This is a genomic window from Litoribacter populi, from assembly GCF_007483685.1.
Taxonomy (GTDB): domain Bacteria; phylum Bacteroidota; class Bacteroidia; order Cytophagales; family Cyclobacteriaceae; genus Litoribacter; species Litoribacter populi.
This window is the reverse complement of sequence record NZ_VMKN01000002.1, coordinates 514,514-541,149: the sequence shown is the minus strand read 5'-3', so window position 1 is coordinate 541,149 and position 26,636 is coordinate 514,514. Positions and strand designations below refer to the sequence as shown.

The following is a 26,636-nucleotide window of genomic DNA, read 5'->3' as shown; positions in this document are numbered from 1 at the left end:
GTAAATAGCAGCATTTTTTCTTTATCCGTGGCTATTTTTTGTTTGGCTGACAATTTTGGAAAGGGTATTGCTTATAAATAGGTGATTGCTCACATTTTAAGTTTTTTATACTAACCACTATCATGCTATGGGACTATTGCCAGACAATTACGAAAAGTATGTCCGGTTTTTTGGATTTATATACAAATACTGGAACAGTGATGTGTTTGCACAAGGCTCTGCCTCCGTTGTTGACTCCGAGGTTCAGGAAGAAGATGAGGAACATGAGGCTTCAGAACCCAAGGAATTTGCCGAGGACTTGAAGAAGATGGGGCCTACCTATGTAAAGCTGGGTCAATTGCTTTCCACTCGCCCTGACCTGTTGCCTGATGCCTACCTGAAGGAACTTGCCCATCTGCAAGATGATGTTGATGAAATTCCGTATCAGGAGGTGGAGGGTATCTTTCACGAGGAGATTGGGGTGAGTGTTTCCAAAGCTTTTAAACAGTTTACCAAAGAACCTATGGCAAGTGCTTCCATTGGGCAGGTGCATTTGGCGGTGATGCATTCTGGGCAGCAAGTAGCTGTGAAAATTCAGAGACCAGGTATCCGGAAGCGTTTTGTGGAAGATTTGGATGCCTTGTTTGAGATGTCCAAGCTGGCGGTTAAATATACCGATTCAGCCAAAAAGTTTGCCGTGGATGAGGTCATAGAAGAACTTCGTTATATCCTTCTAAAGGAACTGGATTATACCACGGAAGCCCAAAACCTACTTTCTTTAAAGAAAAATATTAAGGAATTTGAGCATCTGTTTGTGCCTGCACCCATCTCTTCCTTTTGCAGTAGTAAGGTATTAACCATGGAGTTGGTCGAAGGCAAGAAAGTCACGAAAGTCTCAGGGTATAGTCGGACAGATACGGATTACAAACCCATGGTCGACGACTTGGTACATGCCTATCTGAAGCAATGTATTGTGGATGGTTTTGTTCATGCCGATCCCCATCCTGGTAATATTCACATAACCCAGGATAAAAAGCTTGCTCTGATGGACCTGGGTATGGTGGCTCATTTTTCTCATAACTTGCAAGAAAAAATCATGCGTTTGATGATTGCCTTGAGTGACTATGAAGGTGACAAGGTGGCAAATATTCTGCTTGACATGAGTGAGTATGAGGAGAACGAGGCCGATGTGCATGTTTTTAGAAAAAACATACTCCGCCTTGTTCAGGAAGGTGAGCATGCCAAGGCCACCGATATGCAGACCGGGCGTCTGTTGATCCATATCAACCGGGTAGCTGCCCAGTCAGGAATACATATACCGGTGGAATTGAATATCCTTGGGAAAATCTTGCTGAACATGGATCAAATCGTCGCAGTGTTGACTCCTGAATATGACCTTCAAAAAACGGTGAGGGATTACGTTGAAAACCTCATGCAGAAAATGATGTGGAAGGAGTTGAGGCCAGGTAATTTCCTTGAGATGCTGCTTGACGCAAAGGGGCTATTGGAAAATGTGCCTCAGCGCCTCGACAAAATCACGCAGAAGTTAGCCGACAATGAGTTGAAGATAAAAATCGACGCCATTGATGAAAGGCGTTTTACGGATGCTTTTGAAAAGGTGGCCAACAGGATCACCTTGGGCCTTATAGTGGCGGCTATGATTATCGGCGCGGCTATGCTTGTTCAAATACCAACGGAATGGACGATCTTGGGGTACCCTGGGCTGGCTATTATTTTATTTTTGACTGGTGCTTGTATAGGTTTTTATTTGATATATCAGATATTGATCCATCATGATCATTTTGATAAATAGTAGTGAGGGGAATAAAAAGGACACAGAGTTGAATGTAGATTGAGTTTCGCAGAGTTTTTACAACAAAAAAGCCCCACCATATCGGTGAGGCTTTATGTTTTTATAAAACTATGATCTTTAAATCAGGTTAACGCTCCTCTTCACAAACTCGGTCAAATCCTTGCCTTTGAGCATGCCTTGAGATAGCATGGCTAGATCGACTGCTTGCTTGGCGATTTGGGTTTGAGCCTCTTCGTTTTCTGCTTTGAGGATCTTGTCGACCACTTTGTGGTTACCATTGACGGCAATCTTGTAGTGGTCAGGCAATGAGCCATAGAAGCCCATTCCGCCACCTGTCTGTGCCATGTCCTTCATTCTTCTCATGAATTCTTCCATGGTGATGGTTACCGGAAGTTCCTCAGGGTTGAAGCCCTCCACTTCTACGGAGAAGTTGGTGTTGTTGATCGCCTTTTCGAAGATCTCTTTCACCTTAGTGGACTGCTCTTCGGTCAGCACGTTGCTGAAGGTTTGGTCTTTGTTGATGAGTTTGTCAGCAACATCCGCATCTACTCGCTTGAGGTTTGTTTTCTCTAGCTTCTGCTCAAGTTGGTTGATGAAGTGGCTGTCGATAGGGGAGTCAAGCACCAATACATCATAGTCCTTCTTGTTGGCTGACTGGATGAAAGTATCCTGCTTTTCAGCATCGGTCGCATATAGGTATATGACGTTGTCGTCTTTGTCTGTCTGCGCAACCTTTACTTTTTCCTTATACTCCTCCAAAGTGAAGTATTCGTCTTTGGTGTTTTTCAACAAAGCGAAGTCTTTCCCTTTTTCGTAGAATTTCTCCTCGGAAATCATACCATACTTCACGAAAAGTCCGATGTCATTCCACTTTTCCTCATAGGCCTTACGGTCTTTTTTGTAAAGCTCTGCAAGTTTGTCAGCTACCTTCTTGGTGATGTAGTTGTTGATCTTCTTCACGTTGCTGTCAGCCTGCAGGAAGCTTCTGGAAACGTTCAATGGAATATCTGGAGAGTCGATCACTCCATGCAGCAACATCAGGAATTCAGGCACAATGTCCTTCACCTCGTCGGTGATGAATACCTGGCGACTGAAAAGCTTGATCTTATTTTTCTGAAGTTCGAATTCGTTTTTCACCTTAGGGAAATAAAGTACCCCTGTTAGGTTGAAAGGATAGTCTACATTAAGATGGATCCAGAAAAGCGGATCTTCACTCATTGGGTAAAGCTCCTTGTAGAAAGCAAGGTAGTCTTCATCCTTCAGCTCGTTAGGTGACTTGGTCCAGATAGGGTCAGTGGTGTTGATGATGTTGTCTACCTCAACTGATTTGTACTTGGTTTCACCTTTCTCGTCCTTACCGTCTTCTACAGATTCGGTTTTGGTTTCGAACTTAATCGGTACAGGAAGGAACTTGCAGTATTTGTCGAGGATACCCTGTAGCTTCCATTTGTCCAAGAACTCTTCTGACTCCTCATTGATGTGAAGGATGATATCGGTTCCTCTTTCTGTTCTGTCGCCTTTGGAAATTTCAAATTCAGTGCTACCGTCGCAAGTCCATCTGGCCGCTTCGGCACCTTCCTGATAGGAAAGAGTATTGATCTCCACGGTGTGGGCTACCATAAAGGCAGAATAGAACCCAAGGCCAAATTTACCGATGATTTCGTTGGCGTCTTTGGCGTCTTTGAATTTTTCCACAAATTCAGCCGCACCGGAGAAAGCAATCTGGTTGATGTACTTTTTGATCTCCTCGGCAGTCATACCTAGACCTTTGTCGGAGATGGTGATGGTCTTTTTTTCCTTGTCAAAACTTACCTCTACGGTGATGTCACCCAAATCGCCGGAATACTGACCTAATGTCGCTAAACGTTTGATTTTTTGGGTAGCATCCACGGAGTTGGAAACCAACTCTCTAAGGAAAATCTCATTGTCTGAGTATAAAAATTTCTTGATGATCGGGAAAATATTCTCGGTATGGATCGAGATGGTGCCTTTTTCCTGCATAATTGATATGATTTATGTTTTAAATGAATACAAGTTTGATGAGCATATTTAATCAAGGGGTGTTCCAATTGATTTTTAATGTCAAATTGTCAGCGGGTGGTGCCTTGAAGAAAAATCAAAGGGTGCTCTTATGGAATGGTATTAAATCTGGGTTTAGAAATGACTGGTAGACCCAAAATATGGCGTTGAGGTTAATTTATCAATTTAATCAATCAAAATTCAAAAACAAATAATCTACTGTTCACCTACGTAAATAATGGTAGTTGATACGCTCTTGATGCGCTTTTGATACCTGTATGATTAGAATTATATTTTGAATTAGATTGTTTTACTTCCCGTTTTCGAAATTATTTATATCGTATACCTTGGCCGTTTTAATAGGTTCAATTTGACTTTATTCTGTAGGATTAAGGTGGATTGAACAGTATGAGGGATTTTAAGTTTTAAACTTAAAATGACGAACGTCATATTTTTGAAGCGTTCTATTTATTTGATTGCATTGCGGAATGTGTTTTATTTAATAATTCCTAAATTTAACCTACAATAAACCCACATACATATGGCATATTATCATAGGCTAGGCGAATTGCCGCCAAAGAGACATATACAATTCAGGCAGCCGGACGGGAGTCTGTATAAGGAAGAACTGGTGAGCTCCAAGGGCTTTTCAGGCATTTATTCGAACCTTTACCACATCTACAATCCCAATTCGGTCAAATCCATAGGTCAACCTATTCCTTTTGACTGGGATATTGCTAAGGATTATGGCTTGAAGCAAACACATCTTAATACTTCCAATATTTCTACCACAGGCAAGGACTATCTCAATGCTCGCAAAATGTTGTTGAAAAACAATGATGTGATGATGGGGATTTGTGTTCCTGAGGAAAGGAAAATGGATTACTACTTCAAAAACGCCGATGGTGATGAGCTTATATATGTGCACGATGGGGAAGGTTTTATGTATTCTCAGTTTGGTAAGCTAAAGGTGAGTAAGGGGGATTATATTGTGATCCCACGAACTACGATTTACCGTTTTGAATGGAATGAAGGACCATTGAGGTTGTTGGTAATCGAGTCGCAAGGTCCGATTGAGACGGTTAAGAGGTATAGAAATGAGGTAGGGCAATTGCTTGAGCACTCTCCCTATTGCGAGCGGGACATACATCCGCCAACAGAATTGTATGTAGAAAAGGAAAAAGGCGACTACCTGGTACAGATCAAAAAGCAGGGGATGCTACACCAGTACTCCTATGAGGATAGCCCTTTGGATATTGTGGGGTGGGATGGGTATCTGTACCCTTATACTATGTCGATTCATGATTTTGAGCCGATTACCGGCCGCATCCACCAGCCGCCGCCAGTGCATCAGACTTTCCAAGCTTGGGGTTTTGTGATCTGCTCGTTTGTGCCCAGGTTGTTTGATTACCACCCAGAGTCGATACCTGCTCCTTACAATCACAGTAATATAGACTCAGATGAGGTCTTGTACTATGCTGAGGGAGAATTTATGAGTAGAAAAGGTATTGATAGAGGAAGCTTTACTTTGCATATGGGTGGATTGCCCCACGGTCCGCATCCCGGAACTGTAGAGAAAAGCATAGGAGCGGAGAAAACGGAGGAATATGCGGTGATGCTGGATACTTTCAAACCGCTATTTGTGACCACGGCAGCACTGGATTATGTGGATAAGGATTATCCGATGAGTTGGACCACGTGAAGTACGAGGTTGGAAGTACGAGGTACGAAGTTGGAAGTACGAAGAAAAAGGGACACAGAGTTACTCGGAGTTTAGTGGGAGTTTCACAGAGGCTTGTTAGCGTTTTTGAGTGAGAAGTAAGAAGTGAGAAGGGGGGCCTTGAAATCACGAAAAAAGTGATGAAGGAAGCGGTTTTGTCCTGCGATGTACTTCGTACTTGGTACATGGTACTTTGTACCCAAAAATGAATGAAGTTTGAAAAGAAAAAGACTGCCCCGTGTTGGATCGCGAGGGCAGTCTTTTCTGTTTTGACTAAAAAATAAACGAAAACTACATCCCAAAAAATTTAAGTTCTTCTTCCAGTGACATTTCCTTATGCTTAATAAGCTGTCTTTCTATCAGACTTTTTTCCACTGAAAGGCGGTTGAGACTGACCGAGTGAGCATGGTGGTGGGGCTCCCAGTCAAAATTGTCCGCATCTTCTACAAAAGTTTCTTTTAAACGAGTCTTGATCACCGATTTGACTTGGTCTACCAGACTGTTTAAAGAAAGGTCATCCGGCAGTTTGACCAAAAAGTGGATATGGTCAGGCATGATGCAAAAAGTTCCCCTGTGGTCAGGGATACTGCCGATGAAATCTCTTAAAGTCTCGTCAATAGTATCCACCCACTGCTTTTTAAACAACGGCTGATAGCTTTTGGCACTAATTACTAAATGGGTCCATATTTCAGTATGTGAGTTTCTCATATCTGCTGATGAATTATTCGAATTTAGAAACAAATGGTTGAAAATAAAAATCGAAATAATAAAAAATTTTCTTTTGTATTTTAGTTGAATATAATTAAAGAAATAAATCATTGTATTTTAAAGGTTGGTCTAAATAATAAAACCCCGCTAAATATGTTTAGCGGGGTTTGTAGAGGAAATAGGTTATTTAGTAGAGAAGTGACTATTTTTTGAGTACTGGCAGTAGGGGTTGACCAGTGGTGCCATTTGGAAGTCTTGTCTTTAAGAGCATTGCCAAGGTTGGGGCTATATCGGTAATAGTACAGTACTCGGTACTTTGGCCAGCCTCTATATTCCATCCGTAAAAAAGAATTGGAATGTGAGTGTCATAAGTATAGCCAGTTCCGTGCGTAGTCCCTTTCCATGAGCTTGTCAGCCAGGCAGGCTCAAGAATCAAAAGGACATCACCTGATGCTTTTTGGTTGTATCCCATTTGCAACAAATGAGGTCTGCCTTTGGTGAACTCGCTCCTTTTGAAATCAGAAGCTGTGAAAGCTTCCTTCACGCCTTCAAATTTTAGGACAAAGTCGGCCAACGCCCGTTGCATTTCCTCAATATCTTTTCCCTCATCGGCAATCAGCTTCTTGTTTAGGAAGATTTGTTCATTAGAATAGTTGGCAATCCAGTCGCCTTCCCCAAATTTGTCTTTGGCAAAACCTTTAAGTTGTGTAAGCAAAAATCTACCATCCAAATTACCTGCAGGCACGTTTTCGCTCTTCATATATTCTACTATATCGGCCACTCCATGGTCAGCGGTCAGGAAAACCAGATATTCGCCTTCTCCATAGGTTTCGTCCAAATAAGACAGAAACTGCTCAAGTTCTTGGTCTAGTCTTAAGTAATTATCTTCCAACTCCACTGAAGTAGGACCAAATCTATGCCCTATGTAATCAGGTGAGGAGAAGCTTACTGCCAAGAAATCGGTTTCATCTCCCATACCCAGTTGCTCACCTTCAATGGCAGCATAAGCCATATCAAATGTTAGACTATTGCCATACGGAGTGGAGGAAACTAAGCCATACCCACCATTGTCTTCTTTGAGTTCGGAAAGATTATATGGAAAATCCGTAGTTTCCTTGCCAGCGAAAGCGCCTTCAAATTCATTAGCATCCTCTATACTTTGAATGTAAGTTTCTACAGGATAAAGAGTTTCCCAGCTACCTTCAAGATATTTCGCTGCCAGTTCCTTATTGTTAAATTCTTTTACCCATTGAGGCAATTCGTCATAGTAATACGTAGAAGTCATGAATTCACCCGTTCCTGAATCGTACCAATAAGCGTCCCCTAGATGGCCAGCGGGAAGGGCTGCACCTCTGTCTTTCAAGGCGATGCCGACTGTTTTAGATCGCTTGTTGGTTGCAAAACGCAATTCATCCGTGATTGTGGTGGTTTTCATATTACGAGGAGAGATCTGTCCGGCCTTTTCAGAACCTCCTAAAAAGGACACTGTGCTGTCCTCTGCGCAATAGATGGATCTGTCTAGCTCCCTCACATACCAATTGTTGGCGATGATGCCATGGGTAGCCGGTGTAGTCCCTGTATAAATGGATGCGTGGCCTGGGCCGGTATATGTTGGGATATAATTATAATGAGCATTTTTCATCATAAAACCGTCCTTGACAAGTCTTTTGAAGCCTCCCTCCGAAAATCTTTCATTGTATTTATAAAGGTATTCTTGGCGCATCTGATCTACGACTATACCGACTACAATCTTGGGCTTTTCTGACGCTTGCTGGGCAACTGCAAAGCCTACAGTAATCATCCAGAACATGGATGCCAGAATGGTAATTTTCTTCATGGATTAGATTTGATTTTAAGTCTGGGGCAAAGATAAGAAATCATAGATAAAGCGGGGTGGGATTAGGGATGAATGGCCGAAAGGCTAAACTATAGCTTATGGCTGACTTTGCTGATGTTAACTCAATTTAATGTTCTTTATAAAAAAGTGGTTGTTTAATTTCTGATAAAGAGCCATTTTTAGGTTTTGGACTTAGAGTATTGGACTTGATAGCATATGAATATGAAGAAATCATTAACAATTGTACTACTTGTGCTGCTTGGCATATCCCAAGCTTTTGCTCAATCTTACTTTGACGATGGCCTGGATGCCAATTTCCATAGGGAAAGGAGAGAAGCCCTCCGCGAATTGATGCCGGAAAAATCGGTGGCGGTGTTCTTTTCCTCTCCAGTAAAAAACCGCTCCAATGATGTAGATTTCATTTATCACCCTAACACCGATCTGTTTTATCTGTCTGGTTTTAGAGAACCAAATGCTGCTTTGGTGATTTTTGACTCACCTGTGGAGGTGGATGGAGAATCGGTAGATGAGTTGATTTTTGTGCAGCCCCGTGATGAAAATGCCGAGATGTGGAACGGCAAACGTTTGGGTGTGGATGGGGTGAAGGAAAAGCTGGGCTTTAGTCAAGTGTACCTTAACTCTGAATTTGAAAAAGTATTAGAGGGTGATTTTGCCAAATTTGACAAAGTGCTCACATTTTCACTTAACAAAGGTATAGAGGAAAGTAACAGCAATAAAGATCTGCAACTCATGCGCGAGGACTTTATGACGGCGGTAAACTATCCAGAAAATGCCAGCGAGGTTACCGGTCAGCTATATGATCTTATCAGATCGACCGATATTGAAAATTCCGCTAACGTGGCCCAAGTGGTTGGAAGATACAAAAGGTTTTATCCAGAAGTGGAAAACGATGAAGTGCTGAATGAATTCCTGAATGCTGATTCTCCCGAGAAGCGTATGGAAGTACGTGATCGTGTGCCTAATCATCGTGTTGATATTACCGCTTTGCCCCAGATGATGGATCATCTTCGTGAGGCCAAGACTCCTGCGGAACTGGCCATGCTGAGAAAGGCAGTTCAGATTTCAGCCATAGGACAGGTGGAGGTGATGAAGGCTTTGAAGCCAGGTATGTCTGAACGGGAAGTGCAAGGTATTCATGAATTTGTATATAAGCGCTATGGTGCTGAAGGGGTAGGCTACCCCTCTATAGTGGGTGCAGAAAATAACGGTTGTATTCTTCACTATATCGAAAACGATAAACGTGACATAGACAAAAGGTTAATTTTGATGGATTTGGGAGCGGAATATAGAGGCTACACAGCCGATGTGACGCGTACAATTCCAATTTCCGGTAAATTTACTGAGGAGGAGAGGTTGATTTATGATTTAGTGTATAAAGCCCAGGAGGCCGGATTTGAGCAATGCAAACCTGGGACTGAATTCAGCGAGATCGGTAAAGTGGCCCAACAGGTGATCAATGATGGTTTGGCTGAGCTAGGAATAATTGAAAAAGGTCAGCGGCATCGATATTTTCCTCATGGAACCAGCCATCACTTAGGACTGGATGTGCATGATAGGGGGACATTTGGTAAGCTACGTGAGGGGATGGTTTTGACTGTGGAGCCGGGGATTTATATTCCAGAGGGAAGTGATTGCGACCCTAAGTGGTGGGGCATTGCAGTGAGAATTGAAGATGATGTTGTCATCACCGGGGATGGGTTTGAAAACCTTTCTGCCCATGCGCCCCGCTCGAGTGAAGAAATTGAAAAAATGATGGAGCAAAGCAGCATTTTGGAAGAATGGGTGCTTCCTGAATTGGATTGAGTTTTAACTTTCTTAGAATTTTAAAAAGAGGCTTTCTAGCCTCTTTTTTGCTTATAAAACTTTATTGTCTCTGATTACCAACAGCCTTCAAAAATTTAACATTTGAAAACTGCCATCGGAATGCTTTTTGATTTCAGTGCATTAATTGGTAATGTTTTTAAAAGTTGAAAGATGCAATTATGTTGATTCACTGGTGGTATTATTCTTTAATACTTGTAAAAATTGCCACAATTAATTTTTGTAATTCATTTTGTGCAAGAAAGTGCTAAAAATTACAATGTTTTAGGTTAAATATTTTAAGTATAAATATGCTTTTTAATTCACTTGAGTTTGCAATTTTTCTGCCGTTAGTGTTTTTCCTTTTTTGGGCTTTAGCCAAAAAGGGTGTGACTGCGCAGAATGTACTGTTGTTAGGGGCTAGTTATTTCTTTTATGGATGGTGGGACTGGAGGTTTCTTTCCTTAATCTTTATCAGTTCATTAGTGGATTACTTTGTGGGACTCAAAATGTCCAAAACAGAGGAGCCACAGACTAGGAAATATCTGCTTTGGATAAGTCTGGGAGTTAATTTAGGCTTTCTGGCCTTTTTTAAGTATTTCAACTTTTTCATGGACAGTTTTACGGAGGCTTTCACCTTCTTTGGTTCCAGTGTCCCGGCCAATCGACTGAACATCATTTTACCTGTTGGGATAAGTTTTTATACTTTCCAGACCCTGAGTTATACTATTGACATTTATTATAAGCGGCTTGAGCCAACTAAGAATTTGTTGGCATTTATGACCTTTGTGAGTTTCTTTCCCCAATTAGTGGCGGGACCAATTGAAAGAGCATCCAACTTGTTGCCGCAATTCTTCAGGGAAAGAAAATTCAGCTATGAAAACGCTTCCCAAGGCTTGAAAATGATGCTTTGGGGTTTCTTCATGAAGGTTGCTGTTGCCGACAGATTGGCTATTTACGTGGATGATGTATTTACCAGCCCAGAAACCCATAGCTGGTTGACTTTATCTGTGACTACGGTGTTTTTCGCTTTTCAGATTTACGGTGACTTTGCCGGGTATTCATTAATTGCAATTGGCTGTGCTAAGCTGTTCGATTTTGAGTTGATGACTAATTTCAGGCGGCCGTATTTTGCTACATCGTTCAAGTCTTTTTGGGGTAGATGGCACATATCCCTTTCTACTTGGTTTAAGGATTATGTTTACATCCCACTTGGTGGCAGCAGGGTGAGTTCTCAGCGGTCAAGTTTCAATCTGATGGCAACCTTTATCATTAGTGGTTTTTGGCATGGTGCCAATTGGACTTTTATAGTATGGGGTGCCCTTCACGGTTTTTATCAGATTTTGGAAAAACACCTTATAAAAGGTAATGTGCCCAAAAACCTTATGATGGTGATTGTATTCGCGCTTACCTGTTTGGCTTGGGTGTTTTTTAGGGCGCCTTCTGTTTCAGAGGCTTTTGTGGTGGTATCAAGAATACTTACCGGAGCCGGAAGCGGACTATATTTTGGTGACAAAGGTATATTCTTATTTGGATTGATAGCTTTGGCTATCCTGTTTATCAACGACTATATTACTGAATATAAGCCAAGTCTGCAGCTTATCTACCATCCCCAGGTGTTGGTTCGCTTCAGTGCGATACTGCTGATATTGATGTATATCACGGCCCTTGGTGTGTTTGATAGAAGTCAGTTTATTTATTTCCAATTTTAATTTATTTAAATACTCCCATGAAAAAACTGCTTATTAAAATCGTAATAGTGTGTGTGGCTTTCGTGGCCTTGGATCAGGTGGTGGGGAGCTTATTGCTGAACTTGCTGGAAAAATCTCCGGATGGGCGATATTACAAAACCAGGTATTCATTGGAAGAGGCCGATGAGGAAATAATTATTCTTGGTAGTTCAAGGGCTGAAGGAAATTATTCGCCAGTCGTGCTGGAAGAAAACCTAGGAGTTGACGTATGGAATGCGGGTCGGGGAGGTCAGGGGTTGCCGTTTTGGGCAGCGATGAACAGTGGAATTTTGGCTCGTCATAAGCCTGAGTTGGTGATCATCAATGTGGAAAACGATTTTCTAAAAGTGCAACCCAATGATCAAAGTTATGAAAGAGCTGCAGGAATCTTGAGGCCTTTTTATGGCAGGCATAAAGCTGTCCAAAATTTTGTAGATTTGGTTTCTGACAAGGAAGGTCTGTTGCTTGAATCTAATCTATATGCTTTCAATTCAAGTTTTTACTATATGCTTAGGCCTTATCTTTTCAAAGGTATCGATGGAAAGTTAGAGGACAAAGGGTGGAAACCGCAGGAGGGGACTTTGGTAGGAAAAGATATCCCCGAAAGAGTAATAAATGAAGATGATGAGGATAGTTTGGACCCTGAGGCGATCAGGATATTTGAAGAGCTCGTCACGCAATTACGGGATAAGGGAAGCAAAGTAGTGCTTACTGTTTCGCCAGATTACAACAAAAAAGTGGTAACCACCCCAACCTTGGAATATTTAGAGGATATGGAGGGTGTGCACCTGCTCGACTTCTCCAACGACGAATTTTTTACTCAAAATCCTGAGTTCTATACCGATCCTATCCACCTCAACAAGCAGGGAGCTATGGCTTATAGTAAAAGGCTAGCAGAAGAGCTGAAGCCGATCTTGAAAAAAGGGGAAAAGTTAAACTTGGCGGCTAGGAAATAAAAAAACACAGAGATTCAGAGGGGAAAGAGAAAATTGGTTAAAAAAAAACAACCGCAGAGGAGCAGAGGTCGATGAGTTTATTAAAAGAAAGATAACCGCAAAGAAGCAGAGGGACGCAAAGATTTAATTTAAGGAAAACTACAAAAAGGCAAAGGGGCGGTTTGTACCAAGATTTCTACTTCCTCATTCGATTAAAAAATCTCGTAGTAAACCTGGGACGGTCTGCCATGACGTTGAGGTCGTCTTCAGAAATCCGCTTGACGCTTTCGATGGTGTAGAAGGCTTTATCATCACATGATTTTACTTTTCCGATAAATTCCTTGAGGGAATCTCTTTTCATCACGGTAAAGAGCAGGTTTACCTTTCCGAATCTTCCTTCCGCTCCCACACTGGTAAAGCGGTAGTTTTTCTCTTTCATAAATTCAATCAAATCCGGAAGAGGGGTTGGTGTAATCACACGAACAAGCACCCTTCCTAGTGCAAGTTTTTCTTCAAAAATCATCCCTACATAAGTTCCCATACCAAAGCCTGCTGCATAAGCAACATAGGACAGAGGATTGTCTATGTTTTGGAAAATCTGTCCGATTGCCAAAAGCCAAATCAATGCTTCGAAAAAACCCAGGAAAGGGGCAACATTCTTCTTGCCTGCTAATACAAACATAATACGCAGCGTACTGATGGATACATCTGACACACGGGCCAAAAATATCAAGATCGGCATGATGATGTAAGAAAACACTTCTTGGCTAATGCCTAAGGAAAGCACGAAATCGTTCATGGTCTGATGTTTTTATGCGGTGCAAAGGTATAAACCTTTATCATGAAGGCATAATCAAAAGATCAAATCTTGAGGGGGCGTCCTACCTTTGTGGCTAAAAAAAGAAATAATGCGGATGCTAGGATCATCAGCCAAATAAAGAGGTCCCAATTTCCGAAGAGGTCAAATAGAATTCCCACTAGTAAAGGACCTACAGCTGCTAGGAAATATCCGATGGATTGGGACATTCCGCTGAGGGAGGAAGTAGTTGCATCTGACATGGTGCGCAGGCCTATTAAGGTGTAAGCCAAACTGATACTTGAGCCTAGGCACAAGCCAATTAAGGTCAGACCAGTAAATAGAAAGGCTTCATTATTTGAGAAAAAGGCCATAAATCCAATTATATAACAAGTTCCAAGAATGGCTCCCAGACCCACCTGATCCTTGAATTTTACAGCAACGAGAGGAGCAGTAAATGCACCGAGCAGCCCGATGATCTGTATCCCCATAATGATCCATCCCGCATCGGAGGGCGTAAAAACACGCGTGATCAAAAGGTCAGGTAACCAGGTGATGAGGGAAAAGAAAATGAAGGATTGAATCCCCATGAATAAACTGACTTGCCAGCCAAGTTTCGATTTCCAGACCTGCACCGACGTTGTTTGAGTAAAAGCTTTGTCTACCGGCATCTTTTTCTTTCCCATCTGGGGCAACCATACCATGAGCCCTAGAATAATCAAACCAACCCAAAACAGCAATGATCCTCTCCAGCCTAAATTAAGATCAGTGGCCAAAGGAATACTAATACCGGAAGCTATGGCCGCAAGCAACGTCATGCCGGTAGTATATATGCTCGTCATCAAACCGATCCTGTGCGGCATGGTAGTTTTGATGAAGGGTATCAACAGGACATTGCCAATCACAATACCTACTCCGGTTAGTCCAGTTCCGATAAACAGCAGCCAGCTGCCCCCCACCACCCGGATTACAGTGCCTACTCCGATGATTAACATGCCGAGAAAAATAGCCCTGGCATTCCCCAATTTCCGACCTATGGCAGCCGAGAAAATAGAAAAGGTCGCAAAGGTGACTAATGGTAGGGTGGTGAGAAAGCCTGCCCAAGCATTGGAAAGGCCTAGTTCTTCCCGGATCATAGGGATCAACGGACCTACCGCGGTAATGGAGGGGCGTAGATTGAAGGAAACCAAAATCACCCCCATAATCAGCAGAAGGGTGTTTCTCGAGGTGTTGTTTTTCATTTGGGTTTAGCTGTTTTGGTAGACCAGCTCCTCAAGGCACTCTACCCATTTTTCGGTGCTATTGAGTGAGGGAACAAGTTTCCATTGCTCCCCGCCAGCTTCCATAAAGATTTCTTTGTATTCTTCCCCTACTTCGACCGTGGTTTCGAGGCAGTCAGCGACGAAAGCGGGAGAGAAGGCTAAGACTTTTTTATTCCCTGCAGCTGCGGTTTCCTTTATTACATCCTCTGTGTATGGTTTGATCCAGGGATCATTTCCAAGGCGGGACTGGAAACAGGTTTTAACTTTCTCTTCGGGCAGGCCAAGTTTGCCGGCGATAAGTCGGGTGGTGAGAAAACATTGTGCCCTATAGCAGAATTGATTTTTCTTGGTATAGGTGCCGCAGCATTTTTCACTCAACTGGCAATACCCATCACAAGAGGCTTTTTTGATTTGCCTTTCGGGAAGACCATGATAGGAAAAGATATACTGGTCGTACTCTTGCTTATCTGTGAAAGGCCGGCTTACTGCCTCCCAGGCTTCAGTGAATTTGGGGTGCTCGACAAAGTTGTTGACAAAACTTATGTTGGGAATTACCTGCCAAGTGCGGGCAATCTCCATGACTCTGTCCACAACGGATCCGTTGGTGGCGGAGGCATATTGAGGAAATAGGGATACTACGATGATTTTGCGGACATTCGCCTTGTTGAGTCTTTCCAGTCCAGCTTCAATGCTTGGAGACTGGTATCTCATGGCAAATTCCACTTGATAGTCCTCAGAGGGAAGCTGGGCATCCAGTTTGGTTTTTACATCCTGGGTATGATACAGAAGCGGTGAGCCGCGATCGGTCCAGACTTTACGGTATTCATGCGCTGATTTGGGCGCTCTAAAGGGGGCAATGATAAGGTTTACCAAAAACCAACGTCCTATAGGGTTGATGTCGATTATTCGGCCATCCATTAAAAATTCCCTGAGATATTTGCGTACGTCGGCAGTTGAGGTGCTATCGGGGGTGCCGAGGTTTACCAGCAGTACTCCGATTTTAGCTTTGTTTTTGTTCATAAGGATTACCCTGTAATTCCGGTTAGTTGTAAACAGAACCAAAAATACGGGCTTATGTTAACATACCCAATTTTTTATGTAATAGCCTTAGAAGAGGGTTAAATGCATTATAAACCGTGTAGAGGGAAAATCTAATGGCTTAGTTTTAGAAAAAGGATAAAATTTCTTCGAATTATCAATTTTTGGTACGGGAGTTGGAGAAGTGTTAAACGGTTTAAAGGTTTATTGACCTCACAAGATTTTTCCCAGAATTTAAGTAGTGCTTAAAAGGTTCCCTTGTAGGAGGGTAATTCCAGTGGTTAAATTATATGATCAGAAGTGTAAATATTTGACGAATTACATTTTTTAATTCATAAAATTTATTGAAATTGGTACATTAATGGATTTTCAAGCATTTTGAGGCTTCTGACTATTCGGGATTTTAGACAGATATTAAAGGTTTTTATTTAATAGTTAATTGACAGATGCAAACATCAAAAAGTATTGTTTTAGGTTTTTTTCTACTCCTTTTTATTTCCAGCTGTATTTCCAATAAGCGGATAGTTTATATGCAAGATTTGCCAGCAAGCGCTAAGGTTGCCGAGTCGGGACCGCTGGCGGAGTATCAGGTTGAAGAATATTATTTACAAAATAACGATGTTGTGGATATATCCATCAGAACCACTAGCCCGGAGTTGAACCAGATTTTCACGGCCCAAGCAGCCGGAACCGACTGGAGAATGATGGGTGGTGGCGGAGGTATGATGGAAGGAGGGGATATCTTCTTTCTAAATGGTTTCACCATAGATGATCAGGGGATGATAGAGATCCCTTTGATTGGAGAGCTTCAGTTTGTGGGTTTGACTACGAAACAGGCAAAAGAACTGGTGGAAGAGCAAGTGAGAAAGTATGTGGCCGAAGATGATTACTTTGTAAGAGTCAGACTCGGTGGGGTCCGGTATGCCGCTCTGGGGGAATTTGCTCGTCCTGGCAAATTTACTATCCTTCAAAATAGGGTAACTATTTTTGAGGCTATTGCCAATGCGGGCGACCTTACACCTTTGGCGAAGCGGGAGGAGATCAATTTGGTGAGACAGTATCCGGAAGGATCCAAGACCTACAAGATCAACCTGACCAATGCCGACTTGTTGTCCTCGGAATTTTACTTCCTCAGACCAAATGATATGTTATACGCAGAGCCTTTGAAAGCTAGGGAACTCGGGACCGGGTTTACCTTCATTGAGACCTTCTCATTGGCCATTTCCACGCTATCGGCAGTTCTGCTAGTGATGAGTGCGATAAATTAAGAGTTGAATTTTTGAGAATCAGAATACCACGCCATGGAAACTAAAAGTGAAAATATCAATTTAAAAGCCTTAGTCGTCAAATATTTGCGCTATTGGCCTTTTTTAGTCATAAGTGTGATGATAGCCGTAGTGCTAGCCCACTTTAATACTAAAATGACCGAACCTCTTTATAAGGTGGACGCCAAATTTATGGTTCGAGACGAGCAAAGAAGCAGCATGGTGCTAGATCTTACGGGAATGGGTAGCCAGGCCGGGAGAAGCATGGGGCCGAATGTGATAAACGAAACTTTTGTGCTTCGTTCACGGCCTTTAGCCTATGAAACTTTGTTAAGTCTTGATTTTGATGTCGAATATTACGAGGTGGGTACATTTGTAAACAAAGAGGTTTACAAAAGAACACCCATTATAGCTGAGGTAGATTGGACCAAACCTCAAGTAACAGGAGGGGATATTATGGTAAGATGGGCCAATGACAAAGAATTCACAATAGAGTTTTTGGATGAGGAATACAAGTATGTAGTTCCAGATGAAGAGGATAGTGAAATTATGGAGCAGCCAATCCTTAAAGAGAACACTTTTAATTTCGGTGAATGGGTAGAGCTTCCTTTTAGTAGATTTAAAGTGGATAAAGTGGGATTTGAATCTGAAGGCGAAATGATTCTCAGATTCAAGGATGTTGCGAGCCTAGTTGGTAGGTTTACTGGAGAGGATCTACAGGTGACTCAAGTGGATGAAATGGCTTCCGTGGTTGATATTGCTTTGATCACCAACCATCCTAAAAAAGGCAAAGATTACCTTAATAGGTTGATGGAGAAGTTCTTGGAGCAAGAGCTCGAACAGAAAAACCGTATAGCGGGAAATACTGTAGCCTTTATTGACAGCCAAATTTCGGGTGTGGCTGATTCCTTATCCAGGGTTGAAAGTCAAATGGGTCAATACAGAAGTGCCAATAGGACTTATGACATGACTCAGGAAGGAGGGGCCTTGTTTGGGCAGTTGTCAGAATTGGAGCAAAATGTTGCCAGAGAGAGATTTAAAAGAGATTATTATAAAAGATTGGAAACGTATCTAGTAAGGGAAGAATACGATGAAATTGTGGTTCCTTCAGGTGCGGGAATAGAGGACCCTATCTTAAATAGCCTTATTGAAAACTTGATCACCTTACAGACAGAGAAAAGTCGATTGCTAGCCACTCAGACTGAAGCTTCGCCGGCGGTAAGAGAAGTTACCCGTAAAATCAGGGACCTGAATTCTAGCTTGAAAGAAGTTCTAAGGAATGTGGATAACAATGCTGAGATGCTGATTAGAGATCTTGACGCAAGGATTGCTAAGATTGAAGGTAGTTTTTCCCGACTTCCTGAGACAGAGCAAAATCTGTTAAAAATGAAAAGGGAATTCACGCTGAATGAAGGAATATATAACTTCCTTCTTCAGAGAAGAGCTGAGGCGGCAATTTCAAAAGCGTCCAATACTGCATCAAGTAAGATTATTGAGATGGCAGTTCCTAACAATATTGCAATTGCCCCTAAGCCAATGCAAAACTATCTGGTGGGTGTTTTACTTGGACTTCTATTTCCAATTGCACTAATCACTGTTAAGGATTTCTTCAACAACAAGATTAATGATATCCGTGAATTGGAGAAGCAATTGCATCTTCCTGTCATGGCCAGAATCGGTAATAATAAGAGGAATACCAACCTGGTAGTGCTCAAAGAAAGTAGAGAACCAGTTACTGAAGCGTTCAGGTCACTAAGGTCCAACATTACTTATGCCTTTAGTAAGGATAAGCAGATGACCATCATGCTGACTTCAAGCATATCGGGAGAAGGTAAGACTTTTTGCGCCATGAACTTGGCTTCTGTATATAGCTTGAGTGGGAAGAAAACCATACTTGTTGGCTGTGACTTAAGAAAACCAAAAATCTTTGCTGATTTTGGATTGAATAATAAGAGAGGTTTATCTACCTATCTAAGCGAACAAGCGAATAAAGTGGAAGATGTAATCCAGCCAACTAAATTTAAAAACTTAGATATTTTGACGGCGGGACCTATTCCTCCAAACCCATCTGAACTTATCTCTGATGATAGATTCTCTGATATGGTCAATGATTTGAAGACCAAATATGATGTAGTCATCTTGGATACACCGCCGATTGGTCTAGCAAGTGAAACCCTTGAATTATTGAAGCTTGTTGACCTCACCTTCTATGTATTGAGATACAACTATAGCCAGAAGGTATTTATCGAACATGCCAATGCATTGAAAGCTAGAAAGAACATTAAGAATTTCTATGCAATCTTCAATGGCATCTCAGAAAAAGAAATGCAGTACGGTGGGTACGGATACGGTTACTATGCCGAGCCAGAGAAGCCGGGATTGTTCAAAAGAGTATTTGGCGGCATGAGAAAAAATGCAGCCATCTGATAACTCCAAAAAGCTAGGGCGCAGGTGCCCCGGGACAAAAGCCAGGCTTTTGTCCCGTTTTTAACTTTTCGAAATGTCGGTAGCACGTCCCAATGGGATTGGTTCGGCGAAGCTCTATGTAAATTTTGTTTATAACTAACAGCGTAATATGAGTACAGTTGATGAAGAGATTGTCGAGGAGAGGGATGGGAATAAAGATCAGAAGAAAAAGAAGGGGAAAGAGAATCTCAAACAAAGAGCTTACTTAAATTCTCTTACCAGTATTATTGATTTTGCCGGCAAACAGATTACCGGTTTCATTGTCAGCCCAATCATCGTAAGCGGTCTCGGAGGGAATTTTTACGGTATCTGGCAGATGCTAATGCAGATGACAGGTTTTGCCGATATGGCCGATACTCGTGCCACTCAGGTATTGAAGTGGACTATTGCCAATAGACGGGATGTGGCTTCTGCTCAGGAGCTGCAAAGAGAAGCAACCACTGCCCTGGTGGTTACTGGCTTTATTCTCCCGGTGGTATTGATTGTGGGAGCGATTATTTCCTGGTATGCCCCCCATATTACTAAAGTGGATGAGCAGTATTATACCATGATACGGCTGACCACTTCCATGATGATTTTCTCCATGGTCATTTATAAAGTTTTTGATCTTTATGAATGTATACTTAGGGGAATGAATCTGGGATATAAACGGATGGGGGTAAGGGCAGCAATCATTGTTCTTGCCGGGATTTTGAAAGTAGCCGTGATCTATTTGGGTTACGGAATTGTAGGGTTGGCTGCCGTACAGGTGGTAATTGCCCTGGTAACCGGGATCACTTTCTATATTATAGTTAGAAAAGCAGTTTGGTGGTATGGGTTTGCAAGAACCAACTGGCCAAAGATAAAAAGTTACGGGAAATTGAGTGGCTGGTTTATGGCCTTAAATGGCGCAGGCATGATCATGAACGCAAGTGATAAGATCTTGCTAGGTTACCTCGCTGGACCACTTCTAGTATCGAATTATACCTTGACCATATTTGCTGCGGCTGCTGTAGAAAGTGCTGTAGGGTCCGTAATCAACGGGATCATTCCTGGAATAGGGGGGCTTTATGGAAAGCAAGAATATGAGAAAGTGATGAAGGCCAGAAAACTTATTTTCTCCCTAATATGGCTTTTGATTGTTTCTTTAGGTTCAGCAGTGTTGGTTTTAAACCAATCCTTCCTGGCACTTTGGACAGGGGAAGAGTTTTATGCAGGTGATATTTCCAACTTATTGATTGTACTTATTGGTGTTCAAGGAATGTTCTACGAAACTGATGGGTCTATAATCAATGTGACCCTAAAACTTCAACAGAAAGTATACTTCACTTTGGCTTCCTCCATTGTAACACTGGGAATTGCTCTCGTGCTGATACCGCCTTATGGGGTTGCAGGTCTTTGTATGAGCATTTTATTGGGTAGAATGATCCTGTCGGTAGGTTATCCCATTATTTTGAGAAGAAACATGAAGGACAGTTCACCATTCTTTCAATCTAGGTTGTTCCAGCAAATCATTGGTGCAGCACTTTTATTTGGTGCCGCTATATATGTGAATGACTACATTTTTGCCAACAACTGGTTTTTCCTTTTCCTTTATGGAGGTATCGTTACTATAGTAGCGGGTGCTATCTATTGGGTGGTCGGATTACAATCTGCTGAGCGAAAAGAAATTATGGACCTATTTTTGAAAATAAAGTTCTTTAAGAAAGATGACTAATCGGTCTTGTTAATAATTGAGCATTAATTAAATTGAGTAAAGAGATATGCAGGCGTTTTTTTTATTAATAGAAGTATTTATATTCTGCTTCATGGTCTATCTTTTTCTTTATAAGAAAGAGAAGGCCCTGCTTTATCTGCCTGTCATTTTCTTTGCGCAGTCATTTATAGAGACAGCCGTGCCGGCTTCTATACATGCGGTTTTGGTTTTGCTATTGATGCTGACAGTGATTGACAAAAACGTTTTGTTTTTTCACCGAAATATCTGGTCATTTCTTATTGTGATCTGGTTTTCCTATTTATTGGTTCACGTGCGGGATCTTGAGCCTATCCGTTCAGTTTTTCTTAATGTGACTCTATTGTTTGTGGCGATTCCATTGGCGATGAGTATTTTCTCCAAATACACTAAAGAGGAAATGCTCGATGAACTCAGTAGATCTGCTGCATTTATACTTGGGTTGTTTTTGCTCAATGTGATGTTTTCAACTGCTTTTAATTATTCACCTACAGAAATGTACGGCATTAAAAGTGGTATCCTTTACGGGAAGCTCTATGCCACAGATTTCAACGTGCTATCTACGGCGACATTTGTTGTATTACTCCGAATTTTAAAGAAGTATAATTTAATATATGTTGTTCTATTGATATTCTCAGTGGCCTTTATCATGCTTACCATGAGAAGGTCGGTGATGATTTTGACCATGCTAGGCCTTGGGATTGGCTTGATGTTGAAGTTAGATGGAGAAAACATCAAGTCCTTTTTCATGATCATTGTGGTAGCTGGATTTGTAGGTTTTGTGGTCATTCTGAATACCTCTTTTATGGATATGTTCATTGAAAGGTATGAGGCTAGGAAGTTGGATGAAAGAGAGCTTAAGGGTGAACATAGATTTATGGAATACGAAATGATCTATAGAGATATGTTCGTTTATTACGATTATAGTCCTTGGACTGGGTATGAACTTTTCAACAGCGCCCATAACTATGGAAAAGGCGCATTTGGAGAAAGGTCCCTGCACAGTGATGTGACCAACCTGACCCACGCCAGTGGTATTCCTGGTTTGGTTTTATATTTCCTTTTAGTTACCACTGCCTTTGTCTCCTCTTTCCGAAACCTGAATACAAAATGGGATAACTACATATTTTTATTCTGTGTTGGGTCCTTTGTATTTTATACTGTTACAGGCCGGTATGCTACTATAAGCTCTCACTGGATGATTTTTGCCCTCCTTAGCTACCCTCTATCTATGCCAGATGCGGACAAGAATGATGGTCAACCTTCTGATAAAGAAGAGGTTGAAGAAATTCCTCATGCTGAATATTCTCTTTGATAAAATCGGGTACGATTATTGAATAACTGGTATAATAAATTATTGGAATTATCTTATTTAATTCAATAACAATTTATTAAGTTTTATTCTTTAATGTTAAGGGAATATTCAAATTTTTGATTTATATGGCAAAGGTCCTATTTCATGATCACAAACTAGCAAACATCCTAGTAACGGATGAGCTTCCTTCCGGAGGGGCTGCAGTGCAGACCTATGGGTGGATTCATGGGCTTTTGGCAAATGGACATCAGGTGTCGGTCATAACCGATATTGATGAGGAAGATGAGTTTAAAAAGGAGTTTGGCAATTTAGAGATCATTCCCTCTTATGATTATCGCAAAGGGGTGAAATGGCTAAGGTGGGTGACTCATAGATATCCGGACACATACCGTAAGATAAAGAAAGTCAATCCAGATTATGTATACGAAAGTATTCCTAACTGGGGGTCTTATTTTCTAGGTAGAATTTGTCGAATGCTTGGTAAAAAGTACGTGCTTCGAATTTCAAACGATTCTTTTTTGGATGACCGAATACTAAAGAATTATTCCAAATTTGATCGCTATTTTTTGATGAAAGGTATTGAAATGGCAGATATCATTCTATGCCAAAATGATTATCAGTTAACGGCAATTCAAAAACACTTTCCAACTAAAAAAATAGAAAAAATTAGTAACCCGATCTATGTTCATGAACTGGATAAATTGAAAAGGGGTGCCGAGAAAGATTATATAGCTTGGGCAGGGTTATTTCAATATCAGAAAAATTTGAAACTATTGTTCGAAGTAGCATCTAGCCTACCTAATGAGAAGTTTAAAATAGCCGGGACTTTATCTTCTAAAGCGGATGAGGAGACTTATGAATTTCTTGGGAAACTGGAAGGTTTACCGAATGTAGAATTTGTGGGTTTTCTGGAAAGAAGACAAGTGTTGGAATTTTTTGCCAACGCGAAGTTTCTTTTAAATACTTCTCGCTTTGAAGGTTTTAGCAATACCTTTTTAGAGGCCATGCTTATGGGTACACCAATTTTGACGAGTGAAAGGGTCAATCCTGATTTTCTGATCTCAAAAAATAATTTAGGAATAGTTTATCAGTCATCGGAGGATTTGAGCACAAAACTTGCAAAGGTAGATAAGTCTGCATATAAGCTTATGGTTGCGAGAGTATTGGATTATGTAGCCAAAAACCACAACTATAAACTTGTAGCAGCGAATCTGGTCAGACTATTGGAGGGAAAGGAAACTGTAAGGGCTCAGCTCTCGCAGATGCAAGTAGATGAAGTAGTATTGTCATAAAGGATTTTTAATTATGAAAGAGATTTTTTCAAATAAAAGATATTTCGTGGATGCCAAGTGGTGGTTAAAAAGACTGCCTCATGCATTACAATATTATACTAGACTTTATATGGGAAGGCCTGTGGAGGAGTTAGTGGAATATATGCCAAACCCAAGCTTACCTAAAGTGTATTGGGGAGCCATTGGTCAGATTCCTTTACACGGGAGCATTTATTATCCCCCTGAAGGCAGAGTATGCATGGGAGGAGAGTGGGACCGGACGATGACTTTTGATCTACCAAGCATATTTACGGAAATACCGAAGAAAGCGAAAAAATGGGACCTGCACGAAACAGTTCGTCAGATATTCATATACGGGGAAGATTTTAGAATGACTCCCCAATATCTATCAATCATTGACCACATCAATAAAGGGCTGCCGAATCCCCCACAGGGGTGTGACACGGTGGAAAAGGCCGATCAGTACTTTTTGGACTTGATCAAGGCTTACCGCTCTATGAAACTCAACGGCTATCTGACCCAAAATGAATTGGGAAAGTCAAGTGTGGAGGAGATTAGATTGCATGTGACTAGGGATGGGAAACTCTGTCTTGGTACAGGAGGCAACCACAGAATAAGAATGGCAGAAATTCTTGGCATAAAAAATGTCCCCTTCATCATAAAAGGAGTACACCCTGACTGGGTAATCAAATTATCCAGAACCTACAATTTGCCGCCACACCAGGCTTTGAGACGATGGCTCGAGTCTGAGTTCAGCACAACTAAACCAAAAGAAATCACCCTATTTAGCGAAAATTTTCGAATATGATGTTTGAAAAGAAAACCACCCGAATTATTTTTTTCCTAGGCAGCTTACGGGCAGGGGGAAAAGAAAGAAGACTCATTGAGTTACTTACCTATCTGAAGAAGAAAGGGCATTATAAGATGATGGTCGTCCTAACGGAAGACGTGATCCATTTTCCCGACTTTCATAAGTTGGGGGTAAAATGTACAGTTTTGAAAAAAACACTTTCAAAATATGATCCAACCATCTTTTATAAGTTTTATAAAGTCTGTAAGGATTTTAAGCCGGATTTGATCCACAGTTGGGGGGCGGTACAGTCCTTCTATTCTCTACCGGCAGTGAAGTTTCTTAATATCCCATTGGTAAACAGTCAGATAACGGCAGCTCCACCAGAAGGTACGCGAAGTTCTTTTTCGAAGCTCATCGACAATGCCAATTTTAAGTATTCCAAATTGATCATTTCCAATTCAAAGGCTGGCTTGAATGCCTTTAGCCCACCATTGGAAAAATCAAAAGTGATCTATAACGGCATCAATTTGAACAGGTTTAAGAACTTGCCAATTTCTGATGAGATACGGGAAAAATATGGTATCAAGACGCCTTTTACAGTAGCGATGGTTGCCTCAATTTCACCTAACAAGGATTATGACCGGTTTGTGCGTGTAGCTGAGAAGGTGACTTCCATCCGAAAGGACGTGACCTTCATAGGCATTGGCGGATACTGTGATGGTGATGAAAAATATAAAGAGCTTGTGGACATTACGGAAAACAGACCAAGGATTGTGTTCTCAGGCGTAATTGATGAGGTGGAGGCTTTAGTGAATGCCTGCGATATTGGTATTCTGTTTTCCAATAAGGCGGTGCATGGAGAAGGAATATCCAATTCCATCATGGAGTATATGAGCTTAGCCAAGCCGGTAATCGCCAACAATGCTGGAGGGACATCCGAAATTCTCCAGGATAAGGTGAGCGGATTTTTGGTTGATGAAGAATCTGACGAGGAACTTGCTTCAATGGTGCTCGAGCTGATCGACAACGAGGAGAAACGCCAGGGATTTGGCCATAAAGGAAGAGAGATAATTGAGAATATATTCTCTTTGGAAAAAATGGGGGAATCTTTCGAAAAAGCTTATTTACAGGCATTATCAGCAACTGGATACGAAGTAGAATCTTTTCAAGAAGCGTATAGCAACAATTTTTAGAGAAATGAGAGTATTATTTGTGAGTAGGTCGAAGACGGGAAGTCCGCATGCTTTTGTAAAAGAGCAGGCAGAAGTGTTGAAGAAGAATTTTGAAATCGATATCGACCATTTTTTAATCTCAGAGGGTGGCTTGAAAGGGTACTTCCGAGCTGCCCGCCGTATTGCATCATATCTTAAAAGCAATCCTGTGGACTTGATTCATGTCCACTACGGCCTTTCGGCTCTACCTGTGGTTCTGGGAAAAATCTTCCGAATGCATAATAAAAAGATGGTGATTACCTATCATGGTAGCGATATCAATAAGTCGAATGAACGGGTGGTATCCCTATTTGCTTCCAGGTTTTCAAGTTATAATATATTGGTTTCCAGTAGGATGGAGCGTTTTTTTGAGAAAGATTACCAGGTTATCCCTTGTGGTGTAGATATTGATATCGATACCAACTATAGGGATCTAGTAAGGAAAGAAAAGGGCTGGGGCCAAAATGATTTCGTCATTTTGTTTAGCAATAGTTTCGAGAGACTCGAGAAAGATCCAGACTTTGCCAAAAAAGTGGTGGAGGAATTCAAAAACAGAACCTCTAAGAATGTCCATTTCCTAGAACTCAAAGGGTATAATCGGGCTCAACTAACACAGCTCATGCAAGCGGCCGATGTTATGCTCATGTGCAGTTTTATGGAAGGTAGTCCTCAGATCATAAAGGAATCAATTCTAAATTCTTTGCCAGTCCTGTCCAATGATGTTGGAGAGGTGAAACTGATCTGTGAAAAAGTGGACAACTGTTTTATTGTGGACAAAACAGTGGAGGCTTATTGCAAAGTACTTGAAAAAATGGTCAATCAACCGAGCCGAATTGTGAACCGGCAGCCGCTTCTTTCCCAATATGACAATAAAGTAATTGCAAAAAAGATTTTTACAATCTATCAAAGCGTATAACAAGGCCCT

General features: G+C 41.4%; 19 protein-coding genes. 13 read left to right on the top strand and 6 right to left on the bottom strand.

Annotation, left to right across the window (positions count from 1 at the left end):
* Window positions 1-127 precede the first annotated feature (127 nt).
* Entirely contained in the window at window positions 128-1,792 is a 1,665-nt protein-coding gene (locus FPL27_RS18085; protein ID WP_143962631.1) for an ABC1 kinase family protein, read from the top strand.
* A 117-nt stretch (window positions 1,793-1,909) separates the two neighbouring features.
* Here FPL27_RS18085 and htpG read toward each other — a convergent pair whose 3' ends face one another.
* Entirely contained in the window at window positions 1,910-3,793 is a 1,884-nt protein-coding gene (htpG, locus tag FPL27_RS18080; protein ID WP_143962630.1) for a molecular chaperone HtpG, read from the bottom strand.
* Between the two features lie 559 nt (window positions 3,794-4,352).
* Between htpG and FPL27_RS18075 the strand changes: the two genes are divergently transcribed.
* Entirely contained in the window at window positions 4,353-5,513 is a 1,161-nt protein-coding gene (locus FPL27_RS18075) for a homogentisate 1,2-dioxygenase (protein ID WP_143962629.1), read from the top strand.
* A gap of 309 nt (window positions 5,514-5,822) precedes the next feature.
* On the opposite strand, the gene FPL27_RS18070 is transcribed toward FPL27_RS18075, so the two are convergent.
* On the bottom strand, window positions 5,823-6,239 hold the full coding sequence (locus tag FPL27_RS18070) for a transposase (protein ID WP_185974415.1): 417 nt from the start codon (window positions 6,237-6,239) through the stop codon (window positions 5,823-5,825).
* Window positions 6,240-6,441: 202 nt separating this feature from the next.
* Window positions 6,442-8,076 carry an alkaline phosphatase PafA gene (gene pafA, locus FPL27_RS18065; protein ID WP_143962627.1) on the bottom strand — a complete coding sequence of 545 codons (1,635 nt, stop codon included), beginning with the start codon at window positions 8,074-8,076 and terminating at the stop codon, window positions 6,442-6,444.
* Window positions 8,077-8,298: 222 nt separating this feature from the next.
* On the opposite strand from pafA, the gene FPL27_RS18060 reads away from it, so the two are divergent.
* The 3 genes from FPL27_RS18060 (at window position 8,299) to FPL27_RS18050 (ending at window position 12,583) form a co-directional block, all read left to right on the top strand.
* Entirely contained in the window at window positions 8,299-9,900 is a 1,602-nt protein-coding gene (locus tag FPL27_RS18060) for an aminopeptidase P N-terminal domain-containing protein (RefSeq protein WP_221936627.1), read from the top strand.
* A 308-nt stretch (window positions 9,901-10,208) separates the two neighbouring features.
* Window positions 10,209-11,609 (top strand): MBOAT family O-acyltransferase, encoded by a 1,401-nt coding sequence (locus FPL27_RS18055; RefSeq protein WP_143962625.1) that lies wholly within the window; start codon window positions 10,209-10,211, stop codon window positions 11,607-11,609.
* Between the two features lie 17 nt (window positions 11,610-11,626).
* Window positions 11,627-12,583 carry an SGNH/GDSL hydrolase family protein gene (locus FPL27_RS18050; RefSeq protein ID WP_143962624.1) on the top strand — a complete coding sequence of 319 codons (957 nt, stop codon included), beginning with the start codon at window positions 11,627-11,629 and terminating at the stop codon, window positions 12,581-12,583.
* A 175-nt stretch (window positions 12,584-12,758) separates the two neighbouring features.
* Here FPL27_RS18050 and FPL27_RS18045 read toward each other — a convergent pair whose 3' ends face one another.
* The 3 genes from FPL27_RS18045 to hemH form a co-directional block, all read right to left on the bottom strand.
* Complete coding sequence (locus FPL27_RS18045) at window positions 12,759-13,361, bottom strand: DUF2179 domain-containing protein (RefSeq protein ID WP_143962623.1); 603 nt, start codon at window positions 13,359-13,361, stop codon at window positions 12,759-12,761.
* Window positions 13,362-13,423: 62 nt separating this feature from the next.
* A complete protein-coding gene (locus FPL27_RS18040) occupies window positions 13,424-14,599 on the bottom strand; it encodes a CynX/NimT family MFS transporter (RefSeq protein WP_143962622.1) in 1,176 nt (391 codons plus the stop codon).
* 6 nt (window positions 14,600-14,605) lie between these two features.
* The gene (gene hemH, locus FPL27_RS18035; protein WP_143962621.1) at window positions 14,606-15,640 is read right to left on the bottom strand and encodes a ferrochelatase; all 1,035 of its coding nucleotides are present in this window, start codon (window positions 15,638-15,640) and stop codon (window positions 14,606-14,608) included.
* 464 nt (window positions 15,641-16,104) lie between these two features.
* On the opposite strand from hemH, the gene FPL27_RS18030 reads away from it, so the two are divergent.
* The 8 genes from FPL27_RS18030 (at window position 16,105) to FPL27_RS17995 (ending at window position 26,627) form a co-directional block, all read left to right on the top strand.
* The gene (locus FPL27_RS18030; protein ID WP_235893494.1) at window positions 16,105-16,926 is read left to right on the top strand and encodes a polysaccharide biosynthesis/export family protein; all 822 of its coding nucleotides are present in this window, start codon (window positions 16,105-16,107) and stop codon (window positions 16,924-16,926) included.
* Between the two features lie 33 nt (window positions 16,927-16,959).
* Window positions 16,960-19,350 carry a polysaccharide biosynthesis tyrosine autokinase gene (locus tag FPL27_RS18025; RefSeq protein WP_143962619.1) on the top strand — a complete coding sequence of 797 codons (2,391 nt, stop codon included), beginning with the start codon at window positions 16,960-16,962 and terminating at the stop codon, window positions 19,348-19,350.
* A 148-nt stretch (window positions 19,351-19,498) separates the two neighbouring features.
* A complete protein-coding gene (locus FPL27_RS18020; protein WP_143962618.1) occupies window positions 19,499-21,085 on the top strand; it encodes a lipopolysaccharide biosynthesis protein in 1,587 nt (528 codons plus the stop codon).
* A 91-nt stretch (window positions 21,086-21,176) separates the two neighbouring features.
* Window positions 21,177-22,415 carry an O-antigen ligase family protein gene (locus FPL27_RS18015; protein ID WP_185974414.1) on the top strand — a complete coding sequence of 413 codons (1,239 nt, stop codon included), beginning with the start codon at window positions 21,177-21,179 and terminating at the stop codon, window positions 22,413-22,415.
* Window positions 22,416-22,540: 125 nt separating this feature from the next.
* A complete protein-coding gene (locus FPL27_RS18010; RefSeq protein ID WP_143962616.1) occupies window positions 22,541-23,707 on the top strand; it encodes a glycosyltransferase family 4 protein in 1,167 nt (388 codons plus the stop codon).
* Between the two features lie 13 nt (window positions 23,708-23,720).
* Window positions 23,721-24,515: a hypothetical protein gene (locus FPL27_RS18005; RefSeq protein ID WP_143962615.1), complete on the top strand. Its 795-nt coding sequence runs from the start codon at window positions 23,721-23,723 to the stop codon at window positions 24,513-24,515.
* Window positions 24,512-25,693, top strand: coding sequence for a glycosyltransferase family 4 protein (locus tag FPL27_RS18000; protein ID WP_235893493.1), 1,182 nt, complete (start codon window positions 24,512-24,514; stop codon window positions 25,691-25,693). Before FPL27_RS18005 ends, FPL27_RS18000 begins: the two co-directional genes overlap by 4 nt.
* Window positions 25,694-25,697: 4 nt before the next feature.
* Complete coding sequence (locus tag FPL27_RS17995; RefSeq protein WP_143962614.1) at window positions 25,698-26,627, top strand: glycosyltransferase family 4 protein; 930 nt, start codon at window positions 25,698-25,700, stop codon at window positions 26,625-26,627.
* Window positions 26,628-26,636: the final 9 nt, after the last annotated feature.